This window comes from Paenibacillus durus ATCC 35681 (assembly GCF_000993825.1).
GTDB classification, from domain to species: Bacteria; Bacillota; Bacilli; order Paenibacillales; family Paenibacillaceae; genus Paenibacillus_AQ; species Paenibacillus_AQ durus_B.
On sequence record NZ_CP011114.1, the window covers coordinates 4,681,366 to 4,699,034 of the forward strand.

The 17,669-nt window shown below is 41.4% G+C and carries 13 protein-coding genes and 1 pseudogene; 5 read left to right on the plus strand and 9 right to left on the minus strand.

All coding sequences use genetic code 11. From position 1 onward, the window contains the following. Window positions 1–294: 294 nt before the first annotated feature. Window positions 295–693, minus strand: a complete 399-nt coding sequence (locus tag VK70_RS21855) for a hypothetical protein (RefSeq protein ID WP_025699949.1) — start codon at window positions 691–693, stop codon at window positions 295–297. Window positions 694–820: 127 nt separating this feature from the next. Then, window positions 821–1,627 carry a DNA-binding protein gene (locus VK70_RS21860; protein WP_144415290.1) on the minus strand — a complete coding sequence of 269 codons (807 nt, stop codon included), beginning with the start codon at window positions 1,625–1,627 and terminating at the stop codon, window positions 821–823. A gap of 165 nt (window positions 1,628–1,792) precedes the next feature. Here VK70_RS21860 and VK70_RS21865 point away from each other — a divergent pair, with 165 nt between their 5' ends. Continuing rightward, on the plus strand, window positions 1,793–2,149 hold the full coding sequence (locus tag VK70_RS21865; protein WP_025697729.1) for a helix-turn-helix domain-containing protein: 357 nt from the start codon (window positions 1,793–1,795) through the stop codon (window positions 2,147–2,149). 273 nt (window positions 2,150–2,422) lie between these two features. Here VK70_RS21865 and VK70_RS21870 read toward each other — a convergent pair whose 3' ends face one another. From VK70_RS21870 to VK70_RS21880, 4 genes and pseudogenes are all read right to left on the minus strand, one after another. Then, window positions 2,423–3,184 (minus strand): leucine-rich repeat domain-containing protein, encoded by a 762-nt coding sequence (locus VK70_RS21870; protein WP_025697728.1) that lies wholly within the window; start codon window positions 3,182–3,184, stop codon window positions 2,423–2,425. 213 nt (window positions 3,185–3,397) lie between these two features. After that, window positions 3,398–4,114, minus strand: a complete 717-nt coding sequence (locus VK70_RS21875) for a restriction endonuclease (protein WP_025697726.1) — start codon at window positions 4,112–4,114, stop codon at window positions 3,398–3,400. A 33-nt stretch (window positions 4,115–4,147) separates the two neighbouring features. After that, window positions 4,148–4,363, minus strand: a complete 216-nt coding sequence (locus tag VK70_RS28055; protein WP_155986949.1) for a DNA/RNA helicase domain-containing protein — start codon at window positions 4,361–4,363, stop codon at window positions 4,148–4,150. 231 nt (window positions 4,364–4,594) lie between these two features. After that, window positions 4,595–4,947 (minus strand): annotated as a pseudogene (locus tag VK70_RS21880) (helix-turn-helix domain-containing protein). A gap of 141 nt (window positions 4,948–5,088) precedes the next feature. Between VK70_RS21880 and VK70_RS21885 the strand changes: the two are divergent. The 3 genes from VK70_RS21885 (at window position 5,089) to VK70_RS21895 (ending at window position 10,743) form a co-directional block, all read left to right on the plus strand. Next, window positions 5,089–5,481 carry a HEPN domain-containing protein gene (locus VK70_RS21885; RefSeq protein ID WP_025698248.1) on the plus strand — a complete coding sequence of 131 codons (393 nt, stop codon included), beginning with the start codon at window positions 5,089–5,091 and terminating at the stop codon, window positions 5,479–5,481. 264 nt (window positions 5,482–5,745) lie between these two features. Next, window positions 5,746–6,336: an isochorismatase family protein gene (locus VK70_RS21890; RefSeq protein ID WP_025698250.1), complete on the plus strand. Its 591-nt coding sequence runs from the start codon at window positions 5,746–5,748 to the stop codon at window positions 6,334–6,336. 507 nt (window positions 6,337–6,843) lie between these two features. Then, window positions 6,844–10,743: a reverse transcriptase domain-containing protein gene (locus tag VK70_RS21895; RefSeq protein WP_025698253.1), complete on the plus strand. Its 3,900-nt coding sequence runs from the start codon at window positions 6,844–6,846 to the stop codon at window positions 10,741–10,743. An 85-nt stretch (window positions 10,744–10,828) separates the two neighbouring features. On the opposite strand, the gene VK70_RS21900 is transcribed toward VK70_RS21895, so the two are convergent. Genes VK70_RS21900 through hsdR form a run of 3 tightly spaced genes read right to left on the minus strand, consistent with a single transcriptional unit; the run spans window position 10,829 to window position 16,988 of the window. Further along, entirely contained in the window at window positions 10,829–12,220 is a 1,392-nt protein-coding gene (locus tag VK70_RS21900; RefSeq protein WP_233277724.1) for a restriction endonuclease subunit S, read from the minus strand. 20 nt (window positions 12,221–12,240) lie between these two features. Further along, on the minus strand, window positions 12,241–13,743 hold the full coding sequence (locus tag VK70_RS21905) for a class I SAM-dependent DNA methyltransferase (protein WP_025698256.1): 1,503 nt from the start codon (window positions 13,741–13,743) through the stop codon (window positions 12,241–12,243). After that, complete coding sequence (hsdR, locus tag VK70_RS21910) at window positions 13,743–16,988, minus strand: type I restriction-modification system endonuclease (protein WP_025698257.1); 3,246 nt, start codon at window positions 16,986–16,988, stop codon at window positions 13,743–13,745. Before hsdR ends, VK70_RS21905 begins: the two co-directional genes overlap by 1 nt. A gap of 511 nt (window positions 16,989–17,499) precedes the next feature. Here hsdR and VK70_RS29655 point away from each other — a divergent pair. Further along, window positions 17,500–17,643 (plus strand): HTH-like domain-containing protein, encoded by a 144-nt coding sequence (locus VK70_RS29655; RefSeq protein WP_428829536.1) that lies wholly within the window; start codon window positions 17,500–17,502, stop codon window positions 17,641–17,643. The last annotated feature ends 26 nt before the right edge of the window (window positions 17,644–17,669 follow it).

The following is a 17,669-nucleotide window of genomic DNA, read 5'->3' on the forward strand; positions in this document are numbered from 1 at the left end:
GTAACGGCAAGTTTTAAGGCCATCCTTTGCGAGGTAGTTCTTTCTTTGATCTCGCTTTGTTTAATTATCTTTTCCGTTAGCGTCATGGGAAATGCATCTTTTCTCGGTATCTTTTGCAGGATTCACAACCCCCGGATTTTCTCGCGAGCCTACTTCAATATCCATAAAAATATCTACGGGATCCTCACTACCCACTGCAAGCCCGAACCGTTGATTCTTGGATGATAGCAGCAAACACGAAAAGTCGCACAACAAAGAGAACAGTCCGCAGGCTGTTCTCTTTCGCTGTCTGTCTTAGAAGCACGTGAACGAGCGAATCCGATTCAAATCAATGCCGAAGTACGCCCAGAAGAAACCGAACCATCTGAACCCTGCAATAGAATTACGCCCGACGAATACCGGGAAGAACCAGAATTGCTCGCCGTTGTTCAGCCAAATGTATGTGTTGCGGAACAGGCAGTGTCTGATCGCGCCGGGGTCGATGGCAAATGTGGTGGCCGACATTGGCGGTACGAATTGCGGTGGAGGGGCCGTCGGCGCTTGAACACCTCCCGGTGCACCCCCCGGAAGTCCCGGAGTCCCCGGAAATTGTCCGGGAAATCCACCTGGAACCCCAGGTCCTCCCGGCACGCCAGGTCCGCCCGGGAACCCTGGAAATCCTTCGCCGGTTCCCGGCGTTGGAAAAAATCCCATATGTGATCGCTCCTTTCAATGAGTAGGCATAATCATCATATGCATTCGCGGAAATGGCGCTTGGGCGAATGCCCATAAAAATCCCCGCCCAGCCGAAGCTGAACGGTAGTGAAAAAAATTAGTGAAATTAAGTCAGACATCCCCTCAAGCGTTCCTCAAACTGCCGAATCCGTTCCTCTGTCGCCCCTTCCCGCAGCGATTCGAATAGGGCCATACATTTTTTAAAATTCCTGTCATTCCCCGACTGGTGAGCCAGCATCAATGCCTGCATCACGTATTTCAACGCTTTATCTTGTCCGCCTGCCTGCTTATGGTATAAAGCCAAGTGATAACAATAGCTATAATAATGCGAGACATTGCCTGCATCCTCATACTCCCCAAACTCAGCGGCCTGCTCCGCAAACGTATCTAAAAGCTCATCCACATTCAGACCATGCCGCAGCGCAGCCTGCAATATGGTATCTAGTCCCGGCAGCAGTTCCTCCGGATTATTCTTCAAAAAAACTACATATTCCGCCAGCCGTTCCGTCTTCCCCGACAAAATATCCAGCGCAAATCCATTCGCCCTCGCCAGGAACCTGAACTCCTCGACAATCTGCATGCCTTCCTCCCCTAAATCCTCCATCCAGCCGAGTTCTGCATATTTATCGATGGATTCTCTGGCCTGATCATACTGGCCCTGCTTCTGGTAAGCAATCCCCCGCATCAGATGACTGAACCCGTAATAGTAAACTAGCGGACGCGCCATATTTACCAGAGGTACAGGTAATTTCTTTGCCTTGTAATACTGCCTCTCTTCATAAATACACTGTGCATAGCTGTAGAGAATGTCCGATGTGTTCAGCAGCTTGTCCCAATTCTCGCAGTGAAAAGCCATTTCCAACATTTCGACAATGATATCCGGCTTGAGGGATCTCAGGATGGAAGGGCGCAAGGGGGGGGCCTCCTTTTTTATCCATTTTTAATTGATTGTATAGTTGTTTGCATGGCTGGTCAATATAAATAGTACTTTTAAGTACAATAAATCGAAATAATGATTTATGTTTGATGATCTGTAATGGTCAGCGTACCTCTTCTACCCTTAAGTGGAGGTGATCCCATGAATTTACCAGAAAGCGTTGGCAATCGGATACGTGAGCTAAGAAAAGCAAAGGGATGGACACAAGAACAACTGGCTGAAGCAGCATCGCTTCATTACAGTTATATAGGCGGGGTAGAACGGGGCGATCGTAACATTTCTTTGGAGACGTTAGAGAAAATAATCGCAGCCTTTCAAGTTCCAGCCATCGAGATTTTCCGTTTTGAAGAAAACACCGACCACCGTAAAGCGCTGGATGAACATATGACCTTGATTAGCAGTAGGAGTGCAGAGGAAATAGCAGCAATAACCAAGATTACAAGGGAAGTTATTGCTGCTATGGGGATTGGATCGAAACATTCCCGACCCGGAACGTGAATTCCTAGTGAAAAAACGCTCATTGCATTAGCCCGTAAGCTATTGCTCATTGTTTATAGACACCGACCTTTTAAAGACGAGACTCGATCATCCAACCATTTTGATTTTCACAGAAAAAACCACTCGTAAGCAATCAGAGTGGTTTTGTTCATTTCTTTTTATAAATTGGGGCCAGATTACAATAGTCAAGAAAATGAAGTATTAACTATAAAAAAGTGAATGTCTTGAAATGGAGCCATCAAGCTTTTCCTCCTACCCGAGAGAAGTTTGAATCTACTCCGGCTGAGTTTCATTGTTATTTTCCAAATATACTATGACGCCATTGTTCTCCAGCTGTTGGATAACCTGCTCCGCTTGCTCATTCAGCGGGTTGTTTACCAAAGATACTTCTTTTAATTGTGGCATTGTTTCGAGCACTGCAATATCCCGGATGAGATTATTATCCAGATAGAGATGCTCCAATGTTGGATGATTTTTCAACGGCGTCAAATCTTGAATTTTATTGCCGCTCAGCAAGAGCCATTCTAACTTCAATTTCTGAATGGGACTTAGATCCTCCACCTGATTGTTACTGGCAAGAAGATCGGTCAGCTTTTGTAAATTCTTCAACGGCATTAGACTTTTTATCTTGTTATCGTCAACAACCAGTGTTTGCAGAGCACTTAACCCGGAAAGCGGTGAAAGGTCTGTAATCTGATTCCCGTCAACAGCTAAAAACGTTAACTTTTTCAACTTGCTCAGCTGTGTAATATTCCTTATCTTTTGGCTGGGCAGAAATAAGCTCTGCATGTTGACGGCATATTCAAGACCTTGAAGACTGGTAATTTTAGACTTGGACTCCATAGCATACAAAGACTTCAACTTCTGCAAATCAACCGCCTTCAGCTCTTTATTCGCCGGCAGCTTTAATTCCGCTCGAATGACTTTCGCCAAAGCCGGGTCCGTAATGACGGATGCTGCCCAAATGGATGTTGCCGGTAACAATACAAGAACCAAACTAATCATGATGATATTTTTTACTAGTTTAGTAGGCACACAGACTCTCCTTTTAAGCAAATCGAACAGGTACCGTTCCTTTTCTTTATCGGATTTCACTGCACAAATGTTTTGCTTGATAAAGATATGGTATTCTCCAAAGAGTAATCAAAAAACTTGCCCCTACTAGTGATACGGTTCACCGCGCTGGCTGAAGGGGCAATTTTTGAACAGAGACCATCCTGCAATGCTAAAGATGGTCTCTGTTTATTTTTACATCGCCTTTGTCTTCCGGCAGCTTGGATAATTACTGCAGCCCCAGAAAGCTGTGCCTTCCTTATTCTTACGCTGAACCATTGGAGCCCCGCATGCGCAGGTTACGGCTCTGACTGTAGAACCGGCAACCTTTCTCGGTTTTGCTTTGGTTTTAGCAGGCTGCCAATTGCCCCAGGCGCGGAGCTTGTTCTCGACAAGGCCGCCATGCCAGTAATCGACCTTGAATTGCTCCGCCTCCCGCTTCGCACCTGCTGTAAGATCGGAAGTAGTGACCAGCAGAGACAGGATGCAGTCATGGTTTCTTTTAGCGCCCACCAGTTCGCGAACCGTCATGACCTGCACTTTGTTGTGGTCGGCATAACATTTAGCCTGAACCGCAGTTTTTTCGCCGCGTTTATCGACAATGACCAAGTCTACGCCTCCATCCTTGCCGCCCACTCCCACTTCTTTGACGGTATAGCCTTGATCCCGGAAATACAGGGACAGCAATCTTTCAAACTCAGCGCCGTTTATTTGTTCCAGGGGTGTCTTCAAAAGTACTTCATCCGGTCTGCACGTCGTAGAGGAACGGTTAAAGGTGGGGGTAACACTTTTCTTAACAGAGGTTTGCCGCTTGCCTGCACTGCGCTTTTTCTTCTTCTTATTTCCTTGTATCAGACCGGACAACACGGATAAGACGAGTATAGCTGCTATAAATCCAATAATCGATATCATTAGTTGCTCCTTAGTAAATTAATATAATTGCGGCTACTCTGCCATTATGCGCTTTAACTGCCCTTCCAGGTACTCCCTCAGTTCGGGATTCCGGCAGTATAGGTAGCATCCCTTCATTCCTCTGGATATTAACACCTTGTAGATATTTTTAATGAGCGAAGTAAGCTGCTGGTTGTTATTCTTCAGTCCGCGCTTCCCCATCGTATCCTTGTATTCATCATAATCCGCGTAAATGCTCCCAATTCCGATTCTCCCGGAAGGCCAAGATTTGTCTTATAAGCTCTTCATTCATCTTTGTACTCCTGCCCCTAACTAATAGATTTATGAAACAACGACACCATCATGCAACGCAAAAAAGAGGCAGTTATCCCCTATGCCGGGTATACGCCTCTGAATGGTTAGGTCACGGCCATGCTTTGGCCTTGTTATATGCATCTTGTATAAATTTATTATGGGATGGGAAAATAGTCAAACCATTAGCTATGAAGAAGCGTTACCTCTTAAAATTTCTCTCAGCACATTTTTAGCCATCCGTATCTTCTCGTCATTGGTATCACGAAGCAACTCTACAATGTCTTGAATATCGCTCTCCGCCGACGTAACCATGAACTCTTCATCCAGATATGCAAATAACTGAATCAAGTTAACTTCAAGAGATTCCGCAATCTTATACAAATTCAATAAAGATACATTCTTCTCACCGCGTTCAATCTGTCCTATGTATGAAAATGAAATCCGCCCTTTTCCCCAAGAGCTTCCTGGGACAATCCCCGCTCTTTGCGAAGAGCACGAATCCGGGTTCCAACGAGCTTCAATATTTCCTTGTCCTCCATGGTGTTCACCTCTCATGTCAAAAGTGTAGACAAGTTTCATTCAGGTAAACACCAAACGTTAAATATTATTATTTATTTTGATATTTATAAGTATTATAATTGTGTAATACTTTTCCTTTTCTAGATTAGGAGGCAATCGTCATGGAGAAAAGCTTGCAAGACAAATTAAACGATTACTATCATCTTGCTCAATATCATATGAAACTAGCCCATATCATGAGAAATCACCATCAGTTCGAAACTGCTCTCTTCCTTTGCCATTCGGCACTCATCTCCATGATCCGTGCGCTATATATTTATGAGAATAAGGTAGAGTCAGATTCAGAAATATCATTAATTGATCTTTTGCTGCTGATACACACGGATTATTATCCAGGGCTTGATATTGTGGTGTTTATTGGCGAGCTGAATTATATCGTTAGTGAGGGCGATAAGGGATTGGAAGTTGTGAAGGTGGAGGATGGGGATCGGTTGATAGTAAAGACGGAGGAAATATTGGGGAAGTTGAGCAAGAGAATGAAGAAACATTGCTGAGCGAGAATTCTTCGCCACTAACACTTTCAAATACTACTTCGTTAATTTCTGACCATCTTTCATAAAAAATAGTATTATGGAATTATTATAACCTTTTTGATTGATCTATTAATTATAGATTAAAATGAGATTTTTAAATAATTTCCATTTACTCGCTCAAATGTTTTAAATAAACATAGCGTCAAGTAAGCAATAGTTCATAATTTTATACAGAGAGTCATAATGATGGTCAAACTCAATTTTGTTCACGGAGTGTGATGATTCATGGAAGAGTTATTATTTCATTTTCCTCAGACAGCCTTAATCGTCATTGATTTGCAGAAATGGCTTGGAAACCGCTATGCCCCTCATTCAGCTGAGCAAGTCGTCAGCCGTGCCGCCTCTATGGTAAAAGCGTTCCGAAACGCAGGTGCATTCGTGGGGCTCGTGCGTGTATCCAGCAAGGACTTCAAGGATATGCCGCGTCCTTTGCTGGATCAGGCTCCTCCTGCAATGAACCTGCCACCCAGCTGGGATGAAATTGTGCCAGAGATCGGTGTCACGGACACCGACCACGTGATTACAAAGCGCCAATGGGGTGCCTTCCATGCGACGGACCTAGATCAGCAGTTGCGCCGGCGTGGCATTACGACGATCGTCCTTTGCGGCATTGCTTCAGGTATTGGCGTGGATACCACAGCGCGAGAAGCCTTCGCCCACGGGTATCAGGTGATTTTTGCGATAGACGCCATGACCGGCTCCAGTGAGGAGGAGCATGAGCATGTGCGCTCCGTGATCTTCCCGCGGCTTGGCAGAATTCGCACGTCGGCGGACATTCTAGCCTGTGCCGCCCTTCACTCTTCGACTCCTGAATAAAGAAGCTATCGAAATCAGAGTCAGGTATCCTTAGGGAAAAATAGCCGAAAGGCGGCCCCCTGCGGTTTCATACGGGTAGCCGGGGTAGACCTTCTCTGCCCAAGGGCCAGGGGCAACGAATGAAGTAGACGACAAATCATTGTCTGCGACCTCGGCGGGTTCAGGCTGAGTCGCGTATGTAGCTGATTATTTTATAACTGTCGTTATATTTCGGTGTTATTTGTGGTAGGGTTCACAGTATCGCTCTAACAGCAAATTTTAGGGGTGCCCTGGAAATTATGATGATCATACTGAAGAGATTAAATATTAGAATTGTTTTGTAAAGTGGACCTAAGTAGTATTCTCTTTAATTATAGACAATAGTTCGCTTATAATAACGACAAAACTATAGCTTTATATTGAATTTAATAGGAGGTACTAGTACGTACAGTAATATAATTACGGGAACTATTTAGGAAAAAAATTGTTTCCTTTTGCTCAGTGGACACCCTATAATTTGGAGGAGTTATGTCAATCATTGCTAATAAATACGAAACCATTTCACCGAAGAAGGAATACTTAATAGATCAAGTTGTCCTCGCCCAAGCATGGAAGAAATCGCATAATTTTATCCGAAGACACAACTGGTATGCAGACGTACTAGAATTGGATTGCTCAACTATTAATCTTGAGAAACGATTAGAGGTTTGGTTCCATGCTTTGCAAAATAATGAATATAAACCAACAGAGATGCGGCTTGTACCCACTCCAAAAACTTCAATTTGGGAATTTCCTCAAGGCGAAACCGAAAAAGCCAAACAATGGGGACCAAAAAAAGATGAAAGCTTTAAACTAAGACCTCTTGCTCACATCAATATTCAGGACCAGACCATAGCTACAAGCGCTATGCTTTGTTTGGCTAATGCAATTGAGACTCTGCAAGGACCTACCGAAGAAACAGATTATATGGAAGCCCAACAAAAGAAAATATTTAGCTACGGGAACCGCCTGCATTGTCAATGGGAACCAACTGATGAGGGAAAATTAATAGCAAAGTTTGCCTGGGGAAATTCAAAATGCTATCGAATGTACTACGAAGACTATCAACATTTTTTAAAACGTCCTAAAGTTATTTGCCAACATTATGGCTCTGCGAGTCAACCCAGTAAAAATCAATATGTGATTTCATTAGACCTTAAAAGTTTTTATGACTGTGTAGAGAGAGACGCTTTAATTAAAGAAGCTGAAACGCTTTATAAAAAATACCTAAATGACTATACTCTCGATGCTTCTTTACAGAGCGACCAAGAGTTCTGGGCAACATTAAAAGTAATTTTCTCTTGGAAATGGAATACAACTGACGAAGAGAAGGCTGTTCAGATATTAGGGAAAGAAAATCTACCAACAGGTATTCCACAAGGCCTTGTCGCAGGAGGCTTTTTTTCAAATGTTTACTTAATACGTTTTGATCAAAGAGTTGGTAACTCACTTCATAAGGAAATCAACTTAACAGAAACACCTTCAATTAGTTTTACTATACGTGATTATTGCAGATATGTTGATGACATAAGATTAGTTATTGAAGCAGATGAAGATCTTAGTATCGAAGATTTAAAAAATAGTGTGCTGAAGCAAATTAACAATTACCTTGATGAGCATTTGGATGAAATAGGAGCGCCCGCCAAATCACTCGCCCTTCACCCTGATAAAGTGAAAATTCAGAGTTTTAGGGAAATTTCCAGTCAGAGTGACCTTTCAAGTCGTATGCAAATGCTACAAGGTGCATTAAGTGGTACACCAGATGTGGATTCATTAAGACAGATAGTCGGAGAATTAGACGGTTTTCTTCAGCTTTCAGAACAACTTAACGATACTACCAGTAATTTAGTTAATGATCTCCCACTATCAAAGATTGCCATCCTGAATGTAGATGTAAACTCAGATACCTTAAAACGATTTGCCGCTAAGCGTCTGGTTGATGCTCTAAGGCTCCAAAAAGAAATGACTGTTGAAGACGAGAATGTTTTTATCACAAATCAATTTTCAGAAAATACTTCTGAGAATAGAATAGATCACGATTTTGAAATATACGCCAGAAAATTAATAGCCGTTTGGTCAAAAAATCCTGCGTTATGCTCACTATTAAAGTTTGGTTTTGATCTCTATCCGGATGCCTCGCTGCTAAGAATTGTTATCGAGGCCCTTGAATTGAAATTATTCATAAAAAAGTCTAATGATAGAGACGCTAACAATCAAAAGCTTGCCATGGAGTATGTTTCTGCAGACCTTCTCTGTGCCAGTGCTGTATGGCTCGGCTACCGTTCAGAAGAAAGCTATCCAACGAATCTTGACATCATTAGTTTTCGTGAAGAGCTCGCTATCTTTGCAAGAAGAATACTAGATTCAGCCGATCAATTTTGCTGGTATACAAAGCAGCAAGCCGCTCTTTATCTTGCCTCTTTAGGGCAACCTTATGTTTTCAATACAGTTCCCCCGGAACTGTATTACTATAACTTAATGCATCAATCCTTACTATACGAAACAATGAGCCAGGCAGATACAATAAAATTTGAAGACTCACTTATCACTGCATTAGTTGTTCAACAGCTAGATCCTAACCAAGCCAGATTTGGTTCCTGGTTCTCTGTCACCTATAAAATATTGAAGAAGGAGCAACAAGTAGCAGCTTTAAAACTCCTTTCTATCAATCGACCGGACCTCATGCAACATATTATTAAATCATTAGCAATAAAACCGGATGTTCGCGCAAAAGTCCCAGAATTATTAACGCTGGCTTATAGAAATGCTATTAAAAGAAATATAGATTTGTCTACTACAAAGAAAAAAGTTATGAATCTCGTATCCCTTATTACAAGTGCTGGCAACCCATTCCATCAAGAAAATGCTCTACTTTTACTTATTGAAAAGCTGCTGAGTCCAAAAAAGGAAAAAGACAATGAACCAGACTTTTTCAATCTTTTAAATAGTGAAAACGGTCTTTCCGTTGAAAATGTACAGGTTGAGTTTAAAAGCCTTGAATCTATGCAAAATCTCAAAAAAGAATCTTTTAAAATTACTTTTACTGACTCTTCAATGACTAAAAAATCACCTGACCGATTGTTTAAAACTCCTTGGGTTAAAGAGGAGCATCGATGGCTATATAACCTGGGAAGTATATTAAGATCGTGTATCACAGGGGAATATGATTTTACGACACATTCCTTTTTGATTCGGCAAGATCATTCTACTCCTCACGGTTATAAAGGATTCAGGTCGACCTGGTTTACCCGCCGTTTTGGTATGTCTGTATTTCCTCAAGGTGTTTTTACTGATCTATTACCGTTGTCGCCTTGGATCAGCGAGCTATTGCTGCGTCTTTTACAGTGGCCGGGTATCTATTATTTTGAGAAACATTTGCACGGGCTTTCTGATTCTCCGACAAGAAAAGAATTATTGAAAATCATTCGAAAAAGAATCGAAGATCAACGACTAATTTATGGTAAGCTTTCAAACACGCCTACCTATATTTTGCCCGTATTAAACAAAAAGCGTAATAACGATGAGTTATTTCGAGCGGTCATCGTGCAATCTTTGCTCCCTAAGAGTTCGGACTTTAACACCGGAAATCCGTTATACTGGTCACCTCCGTTTCGAAAAAAGCACCGCTCCCACGTAGCTGATGTATGCAAATTACTTAATCATCATCTGACAACCTGGCAGTCTGCCATCGAAAATGTAAGCACCAAAAATAGAGAAGCAGCCAATGTGGTTGACTTAATTGTCTTTCCGGAGCTCTCAATTCATCCGAATGATATCGATCTTCTGAAAAGATTATCTCGAGAGACTAAAGCCAGTATTTTCGCGGGGGTCTGTTTTCAAGAGAGAAAATCCGATAAATCTATTATTAATCAAGCAATCTGGATTCTGTACTCTGATGAAGATCCTAATGTAGCTGTATGGCAAGGCAAAAAAAATATGACTACAAACGAGAAAGCTATGAAAATCCAAGGATACAGACCGTATGAAGTTTTGATTGAATTTAAAAAAGGAGATCAAGCAATACGTGTTGCTGGTGCCATTTGCTATGACTCTACCGATATGGCGTTAACAGCCGATCTTCGTGATGTTTCAGATATATTTGTTATCTCGGCGTTAAATCAGGATATTGGTACTTTCGATAATATGGTAACTGCCCTTAATTATCACATGTATCAGCCGGTCATACTTGCCAATACAGGCGAATTTGGGGGTTCAGCTGCTCATGCTCCATTTAGTGGACATGAAAAAGTTATAGCTCATGTACATGGAAGCAATCAGCTTGCAATCAGTATGTTTGATATTGATCCTACATTGTTTAAATCTAAAACCAAACCAAAATCAGTTCCAAAAATTAAAACGCCTCCAGCCGGGTACCCAGGTCGTTCATAAATCGCTAATAAGTAAGGCTCTTGAAGCGAACATTATATCATTCGTTCATGAGCCTATTTATGTTGGCATTAATCTTGTATAAATCTTATTTTTTCTGTGAATTCAATGTTTCTTTTAGAAGTTCAATGGCTGATTCTTCAGTCGCGTTATTGGTTCCTAATTCACCACGGAATGCTTTTTGTAGGATAGACTCCTTTAGGTCGCTTAAATTTTTACTATTGATAATTTTGATTATATGATCTTCATTATTAAGAAGTTCATTTATCACATTAAGTAATCGTTGCTGTTCTTCTTTTGGAGGAACCGGAATTATAGTGTTCGATAACTCTTTGATATTTATATTATTAATACCAGTAGAAGACTTAGCATATGAAAAAAATTGTGATTTTATCCCCTCAGATCTTAATAACCATAACAAAAATTCAGGTATAATCCTTTCAGAGGGGCGTAAGCGAATTAAATATGATGCGAAGGCAAAGTTTTCTTCCTTTTTAGTTACTAAAGCACATTTTCCAACCAAATCTCTGCTTCCATTTGATCGAATAATTAATATGTCTCCATCTGCAACTACGTTAGATTCCGAATTGTCTGGTAGAAATTTAAGATCATCTAATAGAAGGCTGCTATCTCCAATATTCGGTATTCTGAGAACTGGTTTTCCACTATAATTATAGTCACTTTTTTCAGAGGTTCCATATTTAAAACTTAAAATCACATCTTCTAATCTACACCTAGACCATGTACTTGGTATTGAAGAACTAACAATTCGTGACTCTTCATTGTACATTTGTGGACTTTCAATATTAATGTTCGTGTCTCTCCAACCATTCGTCAACTCTCCCCGAAAAGCCTTATCTAGAATGGCCGCCCGCCGAAGTTCAAAAGACTCTTTCGCCTCATCAATAAGACGCTTTGCTTCATCAATTTTTGTAAATAGTGAATCAATTTTGTCGGAAATTTTTCTTTGTTCAGAATAAGCTGGTAATGGGAACGGTATCTGGCCCATCTTAAATTTATTAATTATAGAAATAGTTGTAGATGATGATCTTGAAATTAAAGCTTGTCTAAAGGACTCACTAAGTGAGAAATAATAAGTATATTTTGGAACAACAGTATTCTTAATTCCAACAAGCGAATTTATTTGTTGATTTGTAGTGCAATCAACAAGGGTAAATCCAGCCTTTCCTATTGAACCTATACAACAAACTAAAGTAGAATTCTTTGGTATAATTCTACTTTTAGCTTTACCTTCCTCACTTAAATATTCACTCGCCAAAATAACAGAGTCCCCTTGGTCAAGATCTCCCGGCTTAATGATTGGAAAACTGCCACCATAATACTGGGGAACTTTTTTTGAGGGAGTTGATCCTGTTATAATATCATGAACATTTTCTAGTTTTACCCACACCCAATTTTGCGGGAGCTCATAAGGCTGCTGTTCCTCCGGTACCAGCGCTTCTTTCAACAATTCTTCCATACTCTTTCCCCTGGTCTTGCTCATGCCTTATATCCCTCACTAGCCTCAGCCACTTGGAGAAGCTCTTGCTCTTGGTCGGTTTTATAACCCCCATCATCTTGTGTAACCATTGGCCCTTCCGCTTCCTTCAATTCATTAATCACTTCATTCAATAGCAGTATTGCGTGTTTCAACTTACCTACCGCTTCTTCCGCTGATTCAATTGGATCAGGCAAATTATCATAGATGGAGAGTGATTCATCGGCAATTAAGCCGATATCGAGGCTATCTCCTTTTTTCGCAATCTCTTCACGAGTAAAGACGTTAAAACGCTCATCCTGAACTTCACTACGGTGCTCCGCTGTGTAGGCGGCAACAAATCCCTCAAAATGTTTCTCGGTCAACGGATTCCGTTTCCCGAAGGAAGGCATATTAGTCCGCAAATCGTATACCCATACCTCTTTTGTATTTCCTATATCTGACCTACCACGGGTAAAGAACAATACGTTCGTCTTCACACCCTGTGCATAGAAGATGCCTGTAGGCAGACGTAAAATCGTATGCAAATTACATTTGTCCATCAAGTCCCGACGAATTTCGGCGCCAGTGCCGCCTTCGAACAGGACATTGTCCGGCAGCACAACAGCGGCCTTCGCTTTATCGTTACTCTTTAACGCCCGGTAAATATGTTGCAGAAAGTTCAACTGTTTGTTGGAAGTCGTGAACGTGAAGTCGGTCCGGGTAATTCGTTCGCCACCCTTCTTCGTTCCAAACGGCGGATTGGTCATGATGACATCATAATTTCTCAAGTCTTCGCCAAGTGAAGATAATGTATCGCCAAGTACAAGCTGGCCGTGTATGTCATGCAGCAGTGCATTCATTGTTGCCAGCCTGTGGGTATCTTTAACAAGCTCCACACCTGAAAAGGCTTGATACTTCTGAAAATTCACATCGATTTCAGGCAGAGCAAAATAATCATCGGTCTGCGAACGAACATGACGGTCTGCAGCAATCATGAATCCGAAAGTACCGGCTGCCGGGTCATGGCAGCGCTCCCCTGCCTGCGGGTTAACGAGTTGTACGATAATATCAATCAGCACTCGTGGGGTAAAGTACTGCCCGGCCCCGGATTTCAATTCGCTGGCGTTCTTCTCCAGCAATCCTTCGTACAAATCTCCAAGACCCTCTTGCTTGGCACTGTACCAATCAAGCGCATCAATTGACTTGATAATTTTCTCCAAATTTTTCGGTTCGCTAATATAGGATGTAGCATCTGTATAAATTTCTTTGAGCAGCTCATTGTCGGCCTGGCCAAGTTCGAGCAGCAACAATTTATAAAAGTTCTTTAGCTCGATTCCATCCTTGGACACAAGGTCATCCCAACGGTAACCTTCCGTCACGATATAATCCTGGCCCGTCTCCTTCATCATTTTCAAGAACAGTAAATAGGTTAATTCGGTCACGTATTGGTGATACGTAATTCCGTCATCGCGAAGCACATTACATAGATTCCATAGTTTTTGAACGATTTCACGGTTATTCATTAAGCTTGCTCCTTCTTAACGTAGCTGTATAAGTTCGTGTTGATTTCTTTCACAATTTCAGTCAACTGGCCGCTGAAGATACGGTCTAATTGCTTGTATCCCCCATGACTTGTGAAAGGTTCATAGTTGAAAGCCTGTTCCGGATCAGGTCCGAGAACGGGTTCTTGCAGCAATTGTTTCTCAATCCGTTCCAGCCACTTCTTCTGAATCGTTGGCCAAACCTTCATCTGATAGATCTTTTTCATGGCATTACGTACACGTTCCTCGTGACTGACAAGCGGATCTCCAAGCGCTTGCTGACGTATGAACGCAATAATATCCGCTGTAATATCTTCATTTTTCGCTTCACGCCAAGCGGTCTGCAAATTTTTCAATGTATATCCCGCTTGCTCGAGTTCAAGACGCAGTTTCTTCAGTTCCTCTCGTGTCAATTCCGCCGGACGCTGACATACAATCATCAAGGCCGGAATTTTATTTAGATTGTCTCTAATAAAGTTTCCGAATCCTTGCAAGTAGTCCTCGGGTTTATCCGCATTGCCGTAACCACGTGTCACACCTAAAAATTCATCCTGATGATTCGAACGATAGGCTTTATTCTCTCCGTCTTGATTCTCGTCCAGATATCTGAATAGAGCCTCGTAAGGGGCTAAGTTTTCCTGCAATTCGTTCGGCTCCAGTTGCTCTACCCAAGAAACAAATTCATCTATGGAACGACCGTCAGCAAGCAGTTTGAAATTTTCTTCACGAGTTGGAGTGAAACGGTGTTTTTTGCGCTGAATTTTCGCTAATATTTGCTCCTTATGCCGATTGAGATCATTATCTTCCTGAATATGGCCTAGTTCCTCAACCAACTGTGTAATTGGGATTTTCGGATTCACGACAACTGGCTTCATTGCTGTATAGTCTTTCAAAGATTCATAAAGACCTACTGCGTCAAATATTTTGAAATGATCTTTACCTATCTCGTCACATCTTCGGGTTGCACGTCCGAGCATTTGTTCATACAAGATCCGGGATTTTACTCTCCGCATAAATACCAGGTTTGTGATTTTTGGTACGTCAACGCCTGTTGTGAGCAAATCAACAGTAACCACTATATTGGGAAAACGTTCGTTTTTAAAACGTTTGATAGCGCCAAGCGGATCATCAATGGAGCCTGTAATTTTCATAATCGCATTGTCTTCGACACCGCCATAACGTTGATCATACTCATGTTTCAACATATTTACCAATTTATCCGCATGATTATCCGTTACTGCGAAAATTAAAGTTTTCCCATCATCATCGGGTGCAATATAGTTAGCCAACTCTCCTACTACCACTTCATTAAAACTGTCGGTAAGCACACGTTTATTAAATCCAGATATATCGATATTCACTTCATCTTCCAAGTACTCTTGCGATAAAGTACCAGATACAGAATCATATACTTCAACTTCTGATCCTTTTTCAAAGGTAATTCCATTGCGCTTAAGTACCGTATCAAATTGATAAGGTGGCTCATGATCAATCAGATAGCCTTCAATAACCGCTTCCGAATAGGTGTACGTATAAACAGGAGGACCAAAAATCTCTGTTGTATGCAGTGCAGGCGTTGCAGTCAATCCTATCTTCACAGCATCAAAATAATCTAGCACCTGACGATATTTGCTCACATAATCCGCATGATCGCGAATCTCAATTTCAAGCTCACTCATTTCTTTGTCGAGCGTATAGCCCCGGTGAGCTTCATCGACAATAATACAATCATATTGTGCTATACCTGGCTTGTCATCACTTGACTGACTGTAAAAGAGACGTTTTAACATTCCCTGAACCGTCGCAATATGAACTTTTGTCTCAGGATTTGGATTTTTGTCCTTCAGCGCTTTCAATTCGTAAATTTCCGTAAATGCATGCGCACTCTCAAGCTTGCTGTCATGAAAAGCAGCTTCTGCCTGTTCACCAAGCGCCTCGCGATCGACCAAAAAAAGAATCCGGTTAAATCTCTTCACTTTGATCAAACGATAGATCAACCCAATAGCCATTCGCGTTTTGCCCGTTCCCGTTGCCATCGCGAGTAACACATTCTTCTGACTGGCTTCTAAAGCTTCTTCAACCTTTTCAATGGCTTTAATTTGGTAAGGACGGAGACGTAAATAATCAAACTTCTCATCGCGGAGTGCCTGCTCTGCTTGTTCAATATTTTGTGTTAATTGAATGCTGATTTCCTCTGGCTTGAACCAATTCTGCAATGCACGTGGATGATTGGTCGAACAGCGCGCATCCAGAAACCAAATACCCGACTTCTGTTCAAGTTGCTTCAAGTATGGTCTTCCATTCGTTGCAAACAGAAATGGGACAAAATAATCACCCCAAGGTTCAAAAATCTGTTCATCTCCATTTGGAACGACAAGTCGAGCATACTTTTTAGCTTGTTCAATATCTGACGGAATATCTTTGCTTGCCCGTTTGGCCTCAATAATACCAACAAACTGTAAACCAACAAACAAAGCATAATCAGCGAACCCCTGCTTGAGTGGCCATTCCGCAATCGCCCGATTTTTGCCCTTCTCTGGCCTTGCTCCTTTAGCAAATCGCAGATTTTTTGAGTCCACTTCCCAGCCTGCATCGGTTAGTTGTTGATCAATTAGAATACGCGTTTCTTCTTCTGTTAACTGAAGATTGCTGCCGGCTCTCATAGAACGTTTACGCCTGCGGTCTTTATCTTTGCCATTTACATAGAGTTGTTCGGAACGGACTCTTTCAAGTTCTTCCTCCATTTGTGCAAGCTTGTCTTCATAGATTTGCGTAATTTCTTCTAATTCAGCTTCTGAAATAAAACTTTCTTCAGTGGGTTCTTGGTAAGCCGGTGCTTTAAACTTCCAGTCCCCATATACCTCCATAAACCATACTGCCAATCGAAATGCCATTTGCAGCAAAGCTTTTGCCTCTTCAGTATCGCCGTATGCTGGATTATGGACTGCATCATTTCCTTTTAAGCGAATGGTATGAAATAACTCTATCATTTCACGAGGCACGCTTTGCTGATATTTAAATAAATTCAAACGAAGTGCCTGTGTTGTCGTTTGTTCCTCCCGGATTTCTTCAAACGCCGAGATGTACTTTGCCATGGTTTCGGCAAATGTACGTATTTTGGAGATAGCCGTATTCGGATCTTGATAAATATTACGTTCTGCAGTTTCGGCTACCTTATCAAGCACTTCCCATTGTGAAGCTAAAAAATTAAAATTTTGCGATGCCATGTCAGCTCACCTGCTTCTGCTTTTTAGAATATGACTATAAAACTTATGTACCAACCACTTGAAAAACATAACAGTTTAATACTAGGATCATTTTACCATGAAAATAAGCCTACCAAATAGCTTCTAAATGTCGCTCCATTAAGGTCTGACGCGTTTTTTCGATTGTAACTGATTTACCCTCAAGTTCACTAACTTCGCCATCATTCAATTGAAAAGCTCGCTATCCCCATACTTCACACCTCATTATCATCAAAAGCCTAGCATTGATTACTCAATAATATATTTTCTTTCCCCTGGGCATTTTTTAATAAGCAACTTTAGCGATCTATAATAAAGCTACTTAATTTTAAGGGGTTTGGCTATCTGATTATAGAAGTAATGATACGGAACTGTGTACAAAACAAACTCCTTAAATAAGGATGTGTTATTTTTGAATGCACAAGAATTAGGAAGAAGGCTGGCTCAGATGTATAACAGCGCACCTCAAGGCTATCAGGTAACATAAATTCATCTGTTTGGTATTAAGTTTGCTGACATCATTCTTCGAAATAGTTATAGCGTAAAAGAAATTGTAAGTCTGTCTGGACTAAATACTTCTTACGCATTCGAAGTCAGCAAAGGTATTAAGTTATCTAAATATGTAATTCCAAAATGATAGACACTATACTGGAACCGAGACAC

Coding starts and splice junctions, on each gene's coding strand:
- VK70_RS21890 (WP_025698250.1), top strand. CDS start 5,746: ATGGAAGAGTTATTATTTCATTTTCCTCAGACAGCCTTAATCGTCATT.
- VK70_RS21895 (WP_025698253.1), top strand. CDS start 6,844: ATGTCAATCATTGCTAATAAATACGAAACCATTTCACCGAAGAAGGAA.
- VK70_RS21855 (WP_025699949.1), bottom strand. CDS start 693: ATGGGATTTTTTCCAACGCCGGGAACCGGCGAAGGATTTCCAGGGTTC.
- VK70_RS21905 (WP_025698256.1), bottom strand. CDS start 13,743: ATGAATAACCGTGAAATCGTTCAAAAACTATGGAATCTATGTAATGTG.
- VK70_RS21900 (WP_233277724.1), bottom strand. CDS start 12,220: ATGGAAGAATTGTTGAAAGAAGCGCTGGTACCGGAGGAACAGCAGCCT.
- hsdR (WP_025698257.1), bottom strand. CDS start 16,988: ATGGCATCGCAAAATTTTAATTTTTTAGCTTCACAATGGGAAGTGCTT.
- VK70_RS21865 (WP_025697729.1), top strand. CDS start 1,793: ATGAATTTACCAGAAAGCGTTGGCAATCGGATACGTGAGCTAAGAAAA.
- VK70_RS21875 (WP_025697726.1), bottom strand. CDS start 4,114: ATGATATCGATTATTGGATTTATAGCAGCTATACTCGTCTTATCCGTG.
- VK70_RS21885 (WP_025698248.1), top strand. CDS start 5,089: ATGGAGAAAAGCTTGCAAGACAAATTAAACGATTACTATCATCTTGCT.